The 17,411-nt window shown below is 50.1% G+C and carries 11 protein-coding genes; 4 read left to right on the top strand and 7 right to left on the bottom strand.

Features of this window, described 5'->3' with window-relative positions; genetic code table 11:
* Positions 1–268 precede the first annotated feature (268 nt).
* Positions 269–1,099, bottom strand: a complete 831-nt coding sequence (locus ACIS_RS03735) for a DUF2163 domain-containing protein (protein WP_010263429.1) — start codon at positions 1,097–1,099, stop codon at positions 269–271.
* A gap of 138 nt (positions 1,100–1,237) precedes the next feature.
* On the opposite strand from ACIS_RS03735, the gene ACIS_RS03730 reads away from it, so the two are divergent.
* Positions 1,238–4,030, top strand: a complete 2,793-nt coding sequence (locus tag ACIS_RS03730) for a 2-oxoglutarate dehydrogenase E1 component (RefSeq protein ID WP_081440538.1) — start codon at positions 1,238–1,240, stop codon at positions 4,028–4,030.
* 640 nt (positions 4,031–4,670) lie between these two features.
* Here ACIS_RS03730 and ACIS_RS03725 read toward each other — a convergent pair.
* The 4 genes from ACIS_RS03725 to ACIS_RS03710 all read right to left on the bottom strand — a co-directional run bounded on the left by ACIS_RS03725 (position 4,671) and on the right by ACIS_RS03710 (position 8,769).
* On the bottom strand, positions 4,671–5,822 hold the full coding sequence (locus tag ACIS_RS03725; protein ID WP_012880863.1) for a phage major capsid protein: 1,152 nt from the start codon (positions 5,820–5,822) through the stop codon (positions 4,671–4,673).
* Positions 5,823–6,038: 216 nt separating this feature from the next.
* Positions 6,039–6,944, bottom strand: coding sequence for a 4-hydroxy-tetrahydrodipicolinate synthase (dapA, locus tag ACIS_RS03720; RefSeq protein WP_012880862.1), 906 nt, complete (start codon positions 6,942–6,944; stop codon positions 6,039–6,041).
* A gap of 197 nt (positions 6,945–7,141) precedes the next feature.
* Positions 7,142–7,513, bottom strand: coding sequence for a histidine triad nucleotide-binding protein (locus ACIS_RS03715; protein WP_012880861.1), 372 nt, complete (start codon positions 7,511–7,513; stop codon positions 7,142–7,144).
* Positions 7,510–8,769 (bottom strand): AM410 family tick-upregulated protein, encoded by a 1,260-nt coding sequence (locus ACIS_RS03710; RefSeq protein ID WP_012880860.1) that lies wholly within the window; start codon positions 8,767–8,769, stop codon positions 7,510–7,512. The genes ACIS_RS03715 and ACIS_RS03710 overlap by 4 nt, the downstream gene beginning before the upstream one ends.
* Before the next feature lie 331 nt (positions 8,770–9,100).
* Between ACIS_RS03710 and mutS the strand changes: the two genes are divergently transcribed.
* From mutS to ACIS_RS03690, 3 genes are all read left to right on the top strand, one after another.
* Positions 9,101–11,560, top strand: a complete 2,460-nt coding sequence (gene mutS / locus ACIS_RS03705) for a DNA mismatch repair protein MutS (protein ID WP_012880858.1) — start codon at positions 9,101–9,103, stop codon at positions 11,558–11,560.
* Positions 11,561–12,019: 459 nt separating this feature from the next.
* Positions 12,020–13,366 carry an MFS transporter gene (locus ACIS_RS03695; RefSeq protein ID WP_012880856.1) on the top strand — a complete coding sequence of 449 codons (1,347 nt, stop codon included), beginning with the start codon at positions 12,020–12,022 and terminating at the stop codon, positions 13,364–13,366.
* Positions 13,367–13,472: 106 nt separating this feature from the next.
* Entirely contained in the window at positions 13,473–14,759 is a 1,287-nt protein-coding gene (locus ACIS_RS03690) for an MFS transporter (RefSeq protein ID WP_012880855.1), read from the top strand.
* Between the two features lie 17 nt (positions 14,760–14,776).
* Here the strand turns inward: ACIS_RS03690 and nadE are convergent, their stop codons facing one another.
* Entirely contained in the window at positions 14,777–16,297 is a 1,521-nt protein-coding gene (gene nadE, locus ACIS_RS03685; RefSeq protein ID WP_012880854.1) for an NAD(+) synthase, read from the bottom strand.
* Between the two features lie 6 nt (positions 16,298–16,303).
* Entirely contained in the window at positions 16,304–17,287 is a 984-nt protein-coding gene (gene hemB, locus ACIS_RS03680; RefSeq protein ID WP_041651557.1) for a porphobilinogen synthase, read from the bottom strand.
* Positions 17,288–17,411 lie beyond the last annotated feature (124 nt).

Raw genomic sequence — 17,411 nt, 5'->3', positions numbered from 1 at the left:
TTTCATACAAGGTGTGCCGCAGTTGTGGGTGGTATTGCCCGGTGCTCTGGTGGGGACAGAGCGCCCCAGCATCGGAATGTTAGCATATGCCTTTGCCGCGGCAGAGCACGAAATGGCCGTGTGGATTTTGTCACGCCGCTATGCAGGTGATGCGTCTCAGGTTTGCTAGTGTGTTCAGCTACGACGCAGTTTGTCTACATCTGGTGTTGCTAAGGCGCCATGCTGGGGTATTGTGCAGACCATCGGCTCGTGGCACTAGCGGGTTTGCTCACTCCTCAAGAGGTTGGTATACGGAATTTAAATCTGGTACGTGGGGCTCTCCCCGGAAGTTACTCGTATTGTCGAATTTTCTACTGCAAGTGAGAAAGTTTTTGTCACACCCGGCGATTATTGAGTACGCATCTCCCGGTAGTATTGGGTAGGGCGCACTTCTGGCCAGGTGTACCATATAGTGTCTGTGGCCGCGCACTTCCACGGATATTCCCCGATTCTCTCCATCCAGAAATGTGACCACTCCGTGTTTATAGTAGCAGTCTGCGTAGGGAAGCTTGGTATCCTCCAGGGTTAGGTGATCCACCACTTTGTCTACTGTACTTTGAAACGTGAATTTCTTCCTGTCGAGCTTACACTTGCTGTCACAAAATTGTGCCCTGCAATGGGGAGAAAATAATATACCAATTTTGTCGGATAAGGCGCTCTGGATTCCCTCGAGTGAGATTTTTAGCCTGTGATTTTCGACCGTGATAGTGCTTACCATTCCGACGAACAGCGTTATTTTTTCCCGCGATACATCATCATAATCGATTGAAAATATCTCTACCTCAATGCGGCTGCGCTGCCCACTTGCGAGAGCTTGCTCTCTCATAATGCTGCCATATTTTGTTATCTCGATCGAGGCTATGCTACGGTCCTTGCCACGATATATAGGGCCGAAGTTTATGCCATAGCCGGAGCTATAAACAGCATTGTCGATTTCGAGGTTTTCGTCATGTTCTGTGAGCCTTATGTCAGCGTTTTCGGCCGATATCCTGCAACAAAGCGCGGTGGTTATTACTGCGTGAGAGGTGTGAGCTGGCAGTTTTTGTGCTGCATTTTTCATGGGCGTTATCCTCAGATATTAATAAATTGATTTTGTAGAGATCGGTGTACAAGGATCCCGTACTAGAGGGTAAAACCCAGCCTGACAATTAGTAAGCAAAAGTTATCCAGGCTAGGGAACCAACATAGCGCCGGGAGAATGTTAGCTTTAAATGACCGTGAAAGTATGTTAGAGTGGTCGCGATTCTCCACACTGTGCGAGGATTTTTGTTGCTGCGTGAAGGTGTACGTGGTGTCTTACAGGAGCCAGAAGGATTGTTTGTTTGGGGATAATGCACTTCTTGTGGAAGAGGTGTACAGCAGGTATGAGCGGGGAGATGCGGAGCTTCCGAATTGTTGGAAGAGCTTGTTCACTCGCGCATTGGAGGATAAATACCCTGCCGAGTGTGCGCAAGCCACTTCTGGTAATGATATAGCTGTGGACTCTAAGGTTCTGTGCCTACTGCATTTTTTTAGGTCTTACGGGCATCTTGCAGCAGATCTTGATCCCCTAGGCATGGCCGGGAAGGTTGCGCTTGATCATGATAAGTTTATCGCTTCTATAATAGGGGACGGCGAAGCTGCTTGGCGTGGGTCTGGGGCTTCGTTGCCTTCAATTTTGCAAGCTCTCAAAGAAACATACTGCGGCTCAATTGGCTATGAGTTCATGCATATACCCTCCAGTGAGGAGCGCGATTGGCTGAGGGATAAGATTGAAAATACCAGCAGGGTAATCGCGCCTGAGCGCAAGAGAGAGACCTTGCGGTGTTTGCAGGAGACCGAATTGTTTGAGCAGTTTCTGCATGTAAGATATCCAGGATACAAGAGGTTTTCTGTTGAGGGCGGGGATGTGCTTGTTCCCTTGCTTGAGAGAATAATTGCCCTTGCGCCGGGGTTTAACTGCAAAGAAGTTGTGCTAGGTTTATCGCACAGGGGGCGGCTGAGTGTACTTACTAGGGTGATGCGCAAACCATATGCGGCAGTGCTGTATGAATTTTCTGGGGGTATGGCGTACCCAGAAGGGTTGTCGTTATCTGGGGATGTGAAATACCATTTGGGGTACTCGACCGACAAAAAAATTGGGGGTGAGACAGTGCACCTGTCGCTCGCGTATAACTCCTCCAGCCTGGAATCTGTTAACCCTGTCGTCATGGGTAGAGTGAAGGCTAAGAGCGACGAAAAACGCCAGCCTGTGCTTGGAATTTTGGTGCATGGGAACGCTGCCTTCATCGGCCAGGGGGTGGTCTCAGAGGGGTTTACCTTGAGTGGAGTTGCGGGCTACTCTCCGGGCGGAATTGTGCATGTGGTAGTGAACAACCAAGTTGGCTTTACTGCGGACCCCGAAAGTTCTATGACGTCTTTCTACTGCTCGGATGTAGCGAAGATGATAGATGCACCCGTGTTTCATGTTAATGGTGATGATCCGGAGTCAGTACTGTTAGTGGCGGATCTGGCCATGGAATACAGAAGCAAATTTGGGAAGGATGTAGTGGTTGATATAGTCTGCTACAGGCGTTTTGGTCACAATGAGGGTGACGAACCTATGTTTACCCAACCACTGATGTACAAACGCATCGCCGCACACAAGACCGTTGCCAGCTTGTATGCAGAACGGCTCATAAGTGAGGGAGTGGTTACCAAAGAGGATGTTGATAAGTCGCGTGGGGAGTTCCGCGCAGTGTTGGAAGAGGCCTTTGCTGCGTCTGCTAAGTACAAACCAGAAAAGGAGGATTGGTTTCAGGGTTGTTGGCAAGGTCTCAGGCGCCCAGATCCGGGCAACTTTCAGGATTATCTTTCAGAGACTGGGGTTGAGAGGAGCAAATTGCTTGCCTTGGTAGACTCTCTATGCACCATCCCGGAGGGGTTCAACGCGGAAACGAAAATCGCCAGGATGCTGGCTGGTAGGCTCAAAGGTGTACAGGGTGACTCAATAGATTGGGGTACGGGTGAGGCTCTGGCTATTGCCTCGCTGTTAGTTGAAAAATTCAGGGTTCGCCTATCTGGGGAAGATTCTGCCAGGGGCACGTTCTCCCATAGGCATGCTAGGCTTGTGGACCAGGTTACTGGGGAGCACTACGTACCTCTGAACAATCTAGGCGTGGAACAGGCCAGGTTTGACGTCATGGATAGCCCGCTTTCTGAGTATGCGGTTATGGGCTTTGAGTATGGGTATAGCTTGGATTCCCCCAATGTATTAGTCATTTGGGAGGCGCAGTTTGGTGATTTTGCCAACGGTGCGCAGATAATTATTGACCAGTATGTCGCTGCTGCTGAAACCAAGTGGATGCGGTCCAGCGGATTGGTACTATTGCTACCGCATGGGTATGAAGGCCAGGGTCCAGAGCATAGCTCCGCGAGAATTGAAAGGTATTTGCAGCTCTGTGCCGAGGACAACATGCAAGTCGTCAACTGCACGACTCCCGCGAATTTTTTTCACGCGCTGCGTAGGCAGCTGCATAGAGACTTCAGAAAGCCGCTGGTGGTGTTCACTCCGAAATCTCTACTGAGGCATAAAATGGCTGTGTCCAAAATCTCAGACTTTGAAGGTCATTTTATTCCGGTGATTGGTGAGGTTGCGGATATTAATCCCAGCGCGGTACGTCGGGTAGTGGTGTGCAGCGGGAAGGTGTACTACGATCTTCTGGCGGCAAGAGCTGATAAGACAGATGTTGCACTTCTGAGGCTGGAGCAATACTATCCGTTCCCAACTGAGTTATTGGCTAATAAGCTTGCGAAGTACAAAAAAGCTTCGGTAGTATGGTGCCAAGAAGAGCACTTTAACATGGGCGGTTGGAGTTTTGTGCGCGATCGGATTGAAGAATCCATGCGGTGTGCCGGCATTTCCGGGTCCGTATCCTATATCGGTAGGTCTGAATCTGCGTCTACGGCAGCAGGGTACCCAAGCGCACACGCGACGCAGCAGCAGGCCATAATAGATTCCGTATTTGCATAGTGGCCCTGCCAGTGTTTGTGTACAGTAGGTGTAAAAAGCTTTTCCTGACCGATAGGTGAGTTGCTGCAGGTGCACCAAGTGCTTGTGTGCGTCCTTTAAGTGAGCCGGCATTCCTTTGCGGGCATATTTGAGCCACATGAAATTGCAGCGCACACTTTCGCATAGAGCCCCGTACAGGTTTTGTAGCAACGACAGGCGGCTGGCAGGGTGTCATCGCCTATGTATGACCTGCAGCACAGTCCGATCATCCAGTTAGGGTTTATATGAGAGGCATATATGTACAACCGCGCAGACTGATCATCTGTTTTGCGAAGTGCACATTAGGGTGTATTGATGGACATATATGTATGCCGAAGGTGCCTCCTGCCGTGGTTGCGGAGCTATGCAAACTCTGAATGCATGTATTGTTCTTTACGAACCAGCAGCCGTGGTGTGTGCCACAAAGCAGCGCCCAATCCCGCGAATGGTGGCACCTGCACAGGTTTTAACCGCCACGTATGCCTACCCATGCCACCGCTCTATGAATGTACAACGGTAGGTTGTGTATGCGGGCAGCTTAATGCCCTCCTCAAACCGCTTTACCGCGCACTAAATGCACAATGGGGCGTGATGACCGCCCCACCGTACAGGTTGTCGAGTTTTACTCAACCGTGGGCTTGCTGTCTTCGATCTCCAACAGCTTTATTGCACTCCCGTTTATTATACTCCCGCCCACACGCTTTGTTGTGTAAAACGCGACGAAAGCTTTGCTCGTAAACGGGTCACGCAAGATTTTCATATTTCGATTTTCCACAATTTTGTACGCATTTTTAAAATCCCCAAACGCTATTATCGGGAGTTTGGCATTGGCGATAGCCGGCATATCTGAAGTTTGGTATACCGGTGCCCCCAGTAGCATTTCCTCCCCAGATGGGCCAGGTTGCAGTAAATACTGCCCGGAACTGGATTTGAGTGAGCGTATTGCCTGCAGCACGCTTCTGTGCATTATAAACGCTCCCCTGCCGGCAAAATATTCGTCCAGGGAGTAGTACAGTGAAATGATGGCGTCGCTGTTTAGCTGTTTTGCGGATACTCTTTCAATTTGTCCTTCGTCCTTCCCGTCCTCAGATGACAGTATACCGGATGGCTTCTTGTCCCCATCCCCGGAGATGAAAGCCTCATTTTCTTTCCTGCTGAACGCATCTACCAGGTTGTCTATGAGCCAGCCTTCCAGATCTACTAAGGAGTCATCCAAAAGCTTTTTTGCAATCTGCGGTTGCGCGTATAACTCGTGCAAGTATATGGTCGTCTTGCTCATTTTTGGGGCTGCTGTATCGCTTTGCACTTCTCCTCCCCACCCCACGAAGGTATCCTTATTGTTGGTGGTGAAATATTCGAGGCTGTCTCCCGATACCTTCTCCACCGAGCACAGTTTGCGCATTACAGAGCTTTGAGATAAGCGCTTGTCTATATGCATGGAGATTTCTCTCGGCATGAGGTACGCTAGTGCTGAGCTGCTATCAAGGCCTTTTTGCTCAAAACCTGTAACTTGTCCGTTGCGTATGTATTCTGATAGTGACTTGCGCTCTAGCGCTTCGGGGTCCTCGCAGAGGTTGAGGCGCTTTGCGGCGAGCTCCAACCTGTCTAAGCGATCACTTTGCTGGTCAAATTTGCGATTAATCTCCTCTATATGTCTGACTGTCAAGGGGAGTCGGTTTTCCTCATGAGGGCCGTCATCGTGCTCTTGGAGCTCGTTGTATGCGGGTATGAGGCTTGTAACGCTGTCTTTTACTTCAAAATTAGGTACTGTCATGTAATTCCTAGAAATTATGAAAATATGCAGGTAGAGAGATTCTTGGTGAGAATCATAGTAGCGCTCTCCAAGGGCATTATTACCTGATTACCTGCTTGTACGTAAGCAAGAAACTTCGAAAAGCTGATAATGCATGCGAGAATTGAAATGCACGCACGGCAAGACGGCTGAACACTGCACCTTCGCCGCGATTAAGTTTTGCCCCTCCAGAGCGCGCTACAGTTGGCTATGCATTGCCTTCTGTTGCCGTAGCAAGTCTAATGTTTCTAGCACATTCTTGACTGCAGTCTGGCCGCTGCTAGTGAGCTCGACCAGGGGCAGGCGCACTTTCGGCCGCATTTTACCCATCAAGCTGAGTGCATATTTGGTGGGTGATGGACTGGGCTCGATGAATAACACTCTGCTTAACGCTGCCAAATTTCCGCTCACTTGTTTTGCCATGTTTATTTTCCCCAGTGCATGGAGGCGATACAATTCCACGGCCATCTTTGGCGCAACGTTAGATACCACAGAAACGCATCCAGAGCCCCCGTTTGTGTAGGAAGTGAGGACGGTTTCATCTTCGCCAGAAAGGATAGCAACTTTCTCGGGTAGAATTGCCTTCAGCGCTGCCACCCTCTCAGCCCCAGTGCAGTCTTTTATGCCAACAACCCTGGGCAATTCCGCAATTCTTCTAATCGTGTCGTTAGATATGTCAATTGCTGTTCTTTGTGGGACATTATAAAGCACTATCGGTATGTTGGTTGCGTCATGCACGGCTCGGAAGTGTTGATATACTCCCTCGTCACTCGGCCGATTGTAATACGGCACTACTATCAAAGCTGCATCCGCCCCTGCAGATTGCACGAACAGCGCCCTACTTATAGTTTCTGTGGTACAGTTAGACCCCGCACCCGCGATGACCAGGATGCGCCCCCGTGCAGTTTCTATGCACAGCCTCACTACCGTGCAGTACTCTTCAAAATTCAGGGTGGCAGACTCCCCGGTAGTGCCGCACGGTACTATCCCAGAGGTTCCTGAAGAAATCTGCCAATCCACAAACGAGGCCAGCGCTCTTTCATCCAGGGATAAGTCATCTCTAAAGGGGGTTGCCAACGCGGTAAAGACTCCACTAAGCTTCATGGCCGGCCCGTTTTACATAGCGTCGAGTTAGCAATAACACTTTTACGCCGCAAGCGCAAGTTAGCACCGGCACGTACCCACACTTTGTGGATGAAAAAGTGCAGAAGCCCAGTGGGTGCGGCATAAGAGACCGGTAGCCGCGCTACCGACAATAGGCAATGCATCCACGGTGAGCTAAGTTCCCTGAATGGCTACCGTCAGGGTTTTTGTGCCTCAGGTTTCGGATAGCCGAGTATGTGAACGTGAAAATGTGGCACCACTTGCCCGGCCGATTTCCCATGGTTGGTGACCAGCCTGTACCCTCCGTGGTGGAGCCCAAGCTCTCTGGCGATCGCGCCCACTGTCCTGAAGAAGCCTGCGATATCGCAGTCAGAGCTTATGAAGTCATCGTATGATATGTACTTACCCTTGGGTATCACAAGAACATGTACTGGAGCTTCCGGACGAATATCGTGAAAGGCCAAAACCTGCTCGTCCTCGTACACCTTTCTACAAGGTGCCTCGCCCCTCAAGATGCGGGCAAACACATTGCCGCTGTCATACTCCCCTATTGCTGCGCTATTGGTCATGCATCTCTGCCGGTTGAGACAGCGCGTGCGGACGCCGCGGCCTGTCCTGGGGCTGAAGTAGGAGTGAACGACGTAGCCGCCCCTGACTGCTGAAGGCCGTCCTGCGTCACTCCATCAAGCCCCATCGAAGCGCCGCGAAGCAGTGCATCGTCCAGGTGGATTCCCGCGTCGCTAACCTTTGAAGCTCCCGCAGCAACCCCACTACCGCATCTTTCCAAAAATCGAGTTTGAAGCCCTGCCGCAGCCTTCGTGTCAGCTCTACCCCCGATCTGGAGCCGAGCGTAGCTCCCAACTGACTTGGCCAGGTCAAAGCTCTCTGGTACAATATCTCCAGGGCTAACCCCCGGTGTCGTTGCTGCACTTGAACCCAGAACCATATCATCCCCCGCTTCAGACTTACCACTATCTACGCTGTGCTGAGCAGTGCTGTCAACACCTGAGTCCTGAGAGTATCCTTCTTGAGCCACCTGGGAACTTGGTCTGGGTGCTTCACTACCGGGACCACCGCTGCGCGCAGGCTTGGTCTTAACATTGCTGACTTGCTTGCCAGCCTCAGAGGACTCTAGGGTCCTCTTATGCACCATCTCCTTTGCAAAGCTTTTTGCCAGCGTGCTGTTCTTGATTCCGATACACTCAAAGACTGCCTCAATCTCCTTCTGTATCTGCGCCTCGGTTTTGTTTTCAGTATCCAGGGTCACTTTAAGCACTCTGCCGAAGCCATCGTTACTGCGATTAACGGAAATAGTGCCGCCAAGCTCTGCAAGTTTTTCCCGCAAACCCACGAGCTTTTCATAGCCCTTCATGGCTTCTTTGTTATTCAGTAGTGCCTTTACATCAATGAGAGTATCACTAGAAAAATTTATCCGGAGTGCCGCGCTGTTCGGATCAAGCTGCTTCTTATCACTACTATCAACAGCATCCAATATCCTTAGCGCATCGTCATTGAAAACATAGTTCGCAACTGTAAGAGTCAGCTTTCCTGATGCGCCGTAGGAGGCGCTTATATCGTTGCCACGGGCCCGCTCGCTTGGCGTATTCCGAACCCTACCTACCCTCTCTTTGAACGGGCTCCACTCGTCTCCGCTTTTGACCTTGCCAACCAGATCTTTAATGTTCTGCCAGGTGTTTTTGGTGGTTGCGGCGTGCTTGTTTGTTTTAGGCGGGGTAGTGACCGCATCAACGACGGTTGCAGCACCCACTCCGACTTTCTTGAGAGCCTCACTCGTCTTCTCTTGCAACTTTTTGTCGCTGCTCATACTAACCCCCTAATCCCATCTGTGGCACCTGCTGGACCGGAGCCACAGGACGACCATCATCACCACGTGCTACACGACGGCGACAGCAATACCTAGCTCTGAACCTCTCCATACCAGCTTGGCGCGAACTTCCTAAACCCCATGCGGTGTGCCAAACGCACAGAGAAAGCCGCAGGATTATAGATGCTCAACGCACAGTATGCAAAAGTTAAAACATCAGCCCACCAAACGAACGCAAAAATTTTGGTGTACGTATCCGGTATTGTGTATAAAATCGCAACCCAAGCACACGCAATGGTTAGCGCATACTTAAGCACGCAAAGGTTAACACATGGTTAAGGTAGGCGATAGTACAGAGTATACTCCCATTATCAGGCAGTACAAGTCATTAAAGGACCAATATGAGGGGTGTTTGCTGTTTTACAGACTTGGAGACTTTTACGAGCTTTTTTTCGACGATGCAGTTGTGGCATCTAGGGCTTTGGATATAGTGTTAACCAAGAGGGGCGCTGGAACCCCTATGTGCGGTATACCCACGCACAGTGCAGACAGCTATTTGGGAAGGTTAGTAAAACTTGGCCACAAGGTTGCCATATGTGAGCAACTTGAGACGGTGGAGGAAGCGCGTAAGAGGGGACATCGGGCCCTGGTTAAACGAGATGTAGTTAGGATAGTAACGCCCGGCACTTTGCTTGAAGACGGGTTGCTGGAAGCGAGTGAGAACAACTATCTGGCGTGCCTTTCGCGTGTGGGAGATAGCTACGGTGTGGCGTGGATGGACCTATCTGCAGGAATATTCAACGTGCGTTCTAGTAGACTGGAGAACATTGACAGCGAGATACAGCGCATACGTCCCAGGGAATTGCTGATTTCCGATCGACTGAAAGAGCAAAGGGAAATTGAACTGATTTTGCGTAGGCATCGGTGCGCAGTTACCAGCCATAGCGAGAGTTTCTTCGATGTCAAAAAAGCAGAAAAGGTCTTGTGTGGGATATATGGAGTGAATACCCTGCGGGGATTAGGAAATTTTACAGATGTGGAGGTGTCTGCATGTGGCTCTTTGGTTGAGTACGTGCGCACAACGCAGAAGAATAACCTTCCGAAGTTAGGCTATCCGAAAGTGTGCGATAGCAAAAGCTTTGTACTCATAGACGGTGCGGCGCTGCGGAACCTTGAGTTGTTTTGCACCCAGTCTGGGGAGAAAGAGGGGTCTTTGGTATCCGTTATAGATAGAACCGTAACTGCGATAGGAAGCAGGCTCCTAAAGCGACATCTTGCGTTTCCATCCTCCTGCCCACACGTCATAAATAGCAGACAGGATGCTGTGGAGTTTTTCGTAAAAAGCCGAAATATATGTGAGAGCATAAGAGATGTCATGCGTGGGATCCCTGATATGGAACGTATCCTGACTCGGATCAAGCTGCTTAAATGCTCGCCGCGAGATGTTTGTATGCTAGGAAAGGCCCTTGCAAAGATTCTGCGACTGCAGCAGATCATGCTAGAAGTGGACAATCCGATGTTGGTCAGGATTGTTGGTGAGTTTGGTGAGCATGAGAAGTTGCTGAAGTTAATAAGCGGCACCATACTTGAAAATAATGCAGCAAACGCCAGAGATGGTGGGTTTATAAATCCTGCATGCAATGCGCGTCTAGCCACGGTTGTGCGTATTGAAAGTGAAAGTGATAAACTCATGCAGGACCTGCGTGATAAGTACCGTAAGCTTACTGGGATAGGCAGCCTCAAGATTGCGTACAACAGCGTGCTCGGGTATTACATAGAAACCCCTGCTTCGCATAAACTTAAAGATACAATCTTCATACACAGGCAGAGCCTGGCACATACGATGCGCCATACCACCGCGGAGCTTAGGGAACTTGAGGAGACAATCACCGCTGCCAAAAGTGAGATTATGGAGCTTGAGGCTCAGATTTTCCGCGGACTTTGTCTACGAATTTCAGAGGAGGCGCAAAGCGTCGAACTTGCGGCCAATGCGGTTGCGGAGCTGGATGTTTTGATTTCACTTGCCAGGTTGGCGGCGGAGAACAAATATGTCAGGCCTATTGTTGATGATAGCAGAGAGTTCGCAGTAAAAAGAGGGCGCCATCCCGTGGTTGAGACGGGTGTGCGGTTCATTGCCAATGATGTCAACCTCTCGGAAGATGGCAGGATGTGGCTCATTACAGGGCCAAACATGGCCGGGAAGAGCACTTTCCTCAGGCAGAATGCACTCATAGCGATTGTGGCGCACATCGGGTCATTCGTGCCGGCGGAGAGTGCGCATATAGGGGTTATAGATAAAATTTTCAGCAGGGTAGGGGCTTCGGACAGCATATCGTTGGGATATTCCACATTTATGGTAGAAATGGCTGAGACCGCGGCTATCCTAAACCAAGCAACCGATAGGTCTTTGGTAATTCTGGACGAAGTTGGTAGAGGCACGGGGATCCACGACGGATTTTCCATAGCTCTGGCGGTTATAGAGCATATTCACGACGTTACGAAGAGCAGAGCTATATGTGCCACGCATTATCACGAACTGCCGAAATTTAGTTCTTATCTGAAGAACGTGCAGTGTTTTTACATGAAAATAGAAGAGTGGCAGGGCCAAGTTGTATTTCTACATGAGCTAGTAGCGGGGATTTCGGGCAAATCTTACGGGATATACGTTGCGGAACTTGCCGGGTTTCCCAAAAATGTTCTGGAGAGAGCCAGATTTTTTATGGGGGAGCTCGGTGAAAGTGGTAGTCTGAGTTCAAATTGTGAGGGTCTAGTTGGGCAGCACAGCACCTGAAGTGGTGCAGGTGGAGGATTGTGCTGAGGTTATACATGCTGCAAAACAAGGTTTCAAGGAGCTCTTGCTGCGATATGCAGAGCAAATGATGTTCACCCCGGGAAGACTTTTCCACTTTTTCTGCAGATGAACTTCTATCAAGAGTGCGTGGGGGCGTGCTGCATCAAAATGCCGGGGTGTAAGCTGCCCGCTGCAGGATATTGTCATATGCGTGTGGCACGACGCCCTGAAGTGCCGAAATAGCTTCCGCACCGGATCTGTGTCGGAAAGTGGTGATCCGCAGCAGTAGGTTTACTATTAGCGGTAAATGCCGGGGTGTAAGCTGCCTGCTGCAGGATACTGTCATATGCGTGCGGCACTACGCCTGGGGTTGTAGGCGTTACTTTAGGTTATACCCGTATCCGGCTGTAATATCACTTGAGCGCACATACCCCCTGTGCTAGTCTGTAGAGTTGTTGTGTGGTGTGCTGGTTCGTGTACAAACTCTGGAAAAAAATTACCGGCCTGAACAAAGTTGTATTCGCTGTGCTGCTGTGCATGAGCATAGAAAGCTACGACTTCATCGTCTACGGCATGCTTAGTTCCATTATGGCAAAAGTGTTTTTCCTGCAGAGTGCCTTTCTGTCTGATCAAGGAGATCGCGCCACATACTTGTCCTCGCTCATGGGTTTTTTAGTTTTTGCGTCTGCTTTTGTCGCGCGGCCGCTGGGCGCAACGATGTTTGGTTATTTGGGTGACAGGAAAGGCAGAGGACTGGCGCTCAACATCTCTGCTGGTATGCTGGCAGGTTCAGTTTTCCTCATATCTGTGCTTCCGACTCCTAAAACTTGGAGTCTTGCTCCTATTGCGCTGGTTGTGTTGAGAATCATCCAAGGGTTGGCCTACGGCGCCGAAGTTGGTGGTGTTGTACTAATGGCTGAGAGTGTTGAAAAACACCAGGTGAAGATGACGTGGGTCATCGGAACTGTGTTTGGTAACGTTGGGCTATTTCTTGGTGCGTTTGTGTTGCGATTGTGCGAGACTGCCCTTACGGAGGCCCAGATGCACGAGTGGGGGTGGAGAATTCCGTTTTTGGTTGCGGGTGTGATTAGCTGTGCGCTTCCTTACCTGCGATCTAGAATCAAAGAAAGCCCGGATTATATGGAATATAAAGCAACTGGGCGTAAGGAAAACATTCTCAAATCTTTGCTACAGAACGCCGGTGGCGTACTACTTGTTTTTGCCATGGCTGCACTTTCCTCTGGGTTTTTTTATCTATCCATGGTTTACATGGACTTGGGCCACAAGTCAGGTACTTGGGAGTACGCAGTCTTACTATCGCTACTGACGCTAGCTCCTTGCTGCAGTTTGTTTGTGTCTGATGCTGGCAAGAACAGGAGCTACTTTCTGGTCTTGTTGGCCCTCGTAATAGTTGCGATGTACCCGGTTGTGCACTTCATCTACGAAGGCCACATGGTTGCGCGCATAGTGTTTGTGCTAATATTCAGCACATACTGGGGGTGGTGGGGGCCGTTGGTTGTGCTAATTTTCCCAGTGGGTGCGAGGCAAACATGTTTTTCAATGCCGCTCAGCATGGGATGCACGCTAGGTGGATTTTCCCCCGCAATTTGTCTGTGGCTTTCCCATGCAACGGGGCTAGATGGCGTTCCTGCATTTTACCTGATCTCCTTTGCCGTCATAGTTTTCGCAATGGTTGCGCTTTTCCTGCGGGTTGAAGGTGGGTCATACAGGTTTGCATTTTCCAGAAGAAAAGAAGGGGGGGGGGGGACGGAAGTGGCCGAGGCTGAGGTACCTGAGGTTTTTTAGGTGTGGGCCATGCTTCTGACTGTACACCCGTATCCGGTGTGTAATATTCTTGAGCGCACATAGCCCCTGTGCTAGACTGGCGGATTGCCCTGTGGTGTGCTGATTCGTGTACAAACTCTGGAAAAGAATTACCGGCCTAAACGAGGTTGTGCTTGCCGTTTTGCTGTGCACTGCCATAGAAAACTACGACTTTACTGTTTACGGCATGCTTAGTTCCGTTATAGCGCAGGTGTTTTTCTCAGAAAGTGCCTTCCTGCCTGGCCAAGGAGAGGGCTCCACATACTTGTCCACACTTATGGGATTTTTAGTTTTTGCATCTGCTTTTGTTGCCAGGCCGCTGGGCGCAACAATGTTTGGTTATTTGGGCGACAGAAAAGGCAGAAGGCTGGCACTTAACATCTCTGCTGGTATGCTGGTGGGATCAGTCTTTTTCATGTCCGTCCTTCCAACTCCTACTACTTGGAGCCTTTCCCCCATTGTGCTTATTGTGCTGAGGATTATTCAGGGATTGTCATACGGCGCCGAAATCGGTGGCGTTGTGTTGATGGCTGAAAGTGTCAGTAGGGACCAGGTGAAGGTGGTATGGGTCATCCGTATTATACTTTGCAGCGTTGGTATACTTGTGGGCACGTTCGTGTTGCGGGTGTGTGAGGCCACCCTTACAAAGGTTCAGATGCACGAGTGGGGGTGGAGGATTCCATTTTTTATCGCAGCCGCGGTGAGTTGTTTTCTTCCCTACCTCCGTTCCAGAATTCACGAAAGCCCGGATTATTTGGAATATAAATCTACCGGGCGCAAGGAAAACATTCTCAAATCTTTGCTACAGAACGCCGGTGGAGTACTGCTGGTTTTTGCCATGGGTGCACTTTCCTCTGGGTTTTTTTATCTATCCTTGGTCTGCATGGACATGGGCCACAGGTCGGGTATCTTAGAGTATGTCATCTCATTGTTGCTTTTGATGCTTGCATCCTACGCGAGCCTGCTTGTGTCTGATGCTAACAAGAGGAAAAGCTGCTTACTGGCTGTTTTGGCTGTTATAGTAATTGCGATGTATCCGGTTGTGCACTTCATCTACGAAGGGTCAATGATTGCTCGCATGGCGTTTTTCGTGATGTTCGGCTCATATTGGGGATGGTACGGGCCGTTTGTTGTGTTAATGTTTCCGGTGGGTGCGCGGCAGACATGTTTTTCTGCGCCTTACAGCGCTGGGTACCTTCTAGGTGGTTTTTCCCCAGCCATTTGTCTGTGGCTTTCCCATGCCACTGGGCTAAATACTATTCCAGCATTTTACCTGATCTCCTTCGCCGTCATAGTCTTCATAATGGTTGCGCTTTTCTTGCAGGTTGAGGGTGGATCATACAAGTTTGTGCTTTCCAGAGAAGGGGGGAAGTAACAGCCCCGCACCGGAACTTATGGGCTGATGATTGGCCCGCACGGGGCCTGTTGTAGCTTGAAGGATGACTTTTGCACCAGGTTCATGACTGTCTCAACCAACTCTCCACTGAACCCTGACCGCACAATTTCCTCCTGCGTTTGCCCGAGGTCTACAAGTGCGTGTAACACGCGATCTAGGACGGAATATTCCGGCAAGGTGTCTTGATCTTTTTGGTCCGGCCTTAGCTCGGCTGAAGGGGCTTTACGTATTATCTCTTCTGGTATTACATTTGTCTTTTGACAAAGACTACCCCGCGGTATTTTGTTGTTCCGCCACTTCGCAAGTTCGTATACTCTGGTTTTGTACACGTCTTTGATTGGGGCAAAGCCCCCGCACATATCACCGTACAGAGTCGTATATCCCGTCAGTAGCTCGGATTTATTGCCAGTGGCAAGGAGCAACCATCCCATTTTGTTACTAGCCGCCATCAGGGACATTCCCCGTATTCTAGACTGCATGTTTTCCTCGGCCACACCTGAGAGAGAGTTTGCAGGGAGTGTACTCAGCGCCCCAAGCGTGGTGCGGTAAATTTCCTCTATAGACATTACTGTATGGCTGGTACCAAGATTTAGCGCACACTTTGCCGCATCTTCCACGCTCGAAGGAGTAGTGTATCTTGTTGGTAGCATGAACGTGTGTACGTACTGCGGCCCCAGGGCATCAGTAGCTATGGTGGCAACCAGCGCGGAATCTATCCCCCCGGACATGCCTAAGACTACGCTAGCAAACCCATTTTTGTGGGTATAATCCCTAAGCGCGAGCATGAGGTTTTGATAATCTTGCTCCTCACTTGTTGGAGGCTCTCCGACACTGTCTAGCGTAGCGCACGGATTCATAATACTCTGATCTTCGGACCAAAGGGCACACAAGTGTGCTTTGTCGTTGTTACAAAGCAGAGATCCTCCGGGAAACACTCGGTGCTCATATCCGCCGAGTAGGTTAACGTATGCCAATGTGGCGCCGCATTTACCAGATAGCTTGACGCACGAGGATAAGGCATTTGGCCACCCATGCGTAGATTTTCCCATTAGTATCAGTAGATCTAGCCCATTTGATGGTATACTTGCGCCACCGTGCTCCACGTCTGGGCTTTCCTCAAGCAGTAACGCGGCGGTCAAACCACTCACACTAAACATCACAAAAGCATCTCTCAAACGCTTTGGTATGTGCATCAAGGTTCGTATTGTGCCGCCGGATAGCAGGTAAATCACCTCACAAAGCTGTGCATCTCTGCGCTCAACGCCACCCACCACAATACAGGTTTGTTTGTTCAGTGTGTGCGAGGCCAGGTTTTCTAGATATTTGCGGTACAACGCTGTAAACTCCCCGAATGGTAGAGGGGCCTTGTCCAAGTATCCGGATATCGCACATCTGCTTAGCAGCATGATTCTAGCCCCGCTACTTACAGCTTTTTCATACCCTGCCAATATCTTTTCAAAGTTGCCTCGCATATCTCTTGCGTTGTAATTTAGCTGCGCAATGAAGACGTCAGACACCGCTTTCTACCGAGTTTCTAGCATTCTTGCCACTTCTAATGCAGCATAAGTGATAATACACCTGGCTCCTGCGCGTTTCATGCTGATTAGTGCTTCATACATGCATTGGTTGTAATCCAGCCAGCCACTTGCCGATGCGGCCTTGATCATGGCATATTCGCCACTGACCTGATATGCAAAAACCGGCACTTCAACCGCGGCACTTACTGCTGCGATTACATCCAGGTGAAACATCCCCGGTTTGATCATTAGCATATCGGCACCTTCATCGACGTCAAGACGTGCCTCCAGCAGGGCTTCTCTGGAATTAGCGACATCCATTTGGTATGTGCTTTTGTCTATGGACTGGGACATCGTGCGGGAGCCGACCACCCCGCGAAATGGCTTATACAGGCACGAACAAAACTTTGCGGCGTAAGAGAGTATACAAACATTACTGAAGGCGCAATTATCGAGAAACTCCCTAATGGCGCCAATCCTACCATCCATCATATCTGAAGGAGCGACAACGTCACAACCCGCAGCTGCGAGCACTGCAGCCTGTTTGCAGAGTGCAGTTATTGTTGCGTCATTATCCACCTCGCCATCCACTACTATGCCATCGTGCCCGGAGGTTGTGTAAGGATCAAGCGCGACGTCCGCAATAACCCCAATTTCGGGTACGCAGTCTTTTATATGGCGAATTGCGTCGCAAATTAGATTGTTGGGATTATATGCCTCCTCCGCGTCGGTGGACTTCTTACATCCGGACGGGAACACAATTACGGCGTTGATTCCCGCCTCTAGCGCTTCACGCGCCAAATGTGCCGCACCTTTGGCGGATACATTCCGCATACAGTCCAGACCTTCTACCGGAATTATGTCTTCGTCATGCTCATGGACGAATATTGGCAGTATTAGGTTGCCAGCGCAAAGTGCAGTTTCCCTGACGATATTGCGCATCCAAGCGTGGGCGCGCCTGCGCCGCATTCTTGTTTTTGGAAACTGCATTTGAAACTCGGTCCGCTCTTCCACACAGAGTTTATTTTCTTTAACTGTATGCAGCAACTAATTTATATCGCAAAATGCCCAGCGCAGCTTCGGGGTAGTGGCCAATAGAGCAGCGCACAACGGG

Source organism: Anaplasma centrale str. Israel (genome assembly GCF_000024505.1).
GTDB lineage: Bacteria > Pseudomonadota > Alphaproteobacteria > Rickettsiales > Anaplasmataceae > Anaplasma > Anaplasma centrale.
Note: the sequence above shows the minus strand (reverse complement) of the source record. Positions and strands in the feature narration are given on the sequence as shown.

Coding starts and splice junctions, on each gene's coding strand:
- ACIS_RS03725 (WP_012880863.1), bottom strand. CDS start 5,822: ATGACAGTACCTAATTTTGAAGTAAAAGACAGCGTTACAAGCCTCATA.
- ACIS_RS03735 (WP_010263429.1), bottom strand. CDS start 1,099: ATGAAAAATGCAGCACAAAAACTGCCAGCTCACACCTCTCACGCAGTA.
- dapA (WP_012880862.1), bottom strand. CDS start 6,944: ATGAAGCTTAGTGGAGTCTTTACCGCGTTGGCAACCCCCTTTAGAGAT.
- mutS (WP_012880858.1), top strand. CDS start 9,101: ATGGTTAAGGTAGGCGATAGTACAGAGTATACTCCCATTATCAGGCAG.
- ACIS_RS03710 (WP_012880860.1), bottom strand. CDS start 8,769: ATGAGCAGCGACAAAAAGTTGCAAGAGAAGACGAGTGAGGCTCTCAAG.
- ACIS_RS03715 (WP_012880861.1), bottom strand. CDS start 7,513: ATGACCAATAGCGCAGCAATAGGGGAGTATGACAGCGGCAATGTGTTT.
- ACIS_RS03730 (WP_081440538.1), top strand. CDS start 1,238: ATGTTAGCTTTAAATGACCGTGAAAGTATGTTAGAGTGGTCGCGATTC.
- hemB (WP_041651557.1), bottom strand. CDS start 17,287: ATGCAGTTTCCAAAAACAAGAATGCGGCGCAGGCGCGCCCACGCTTGG.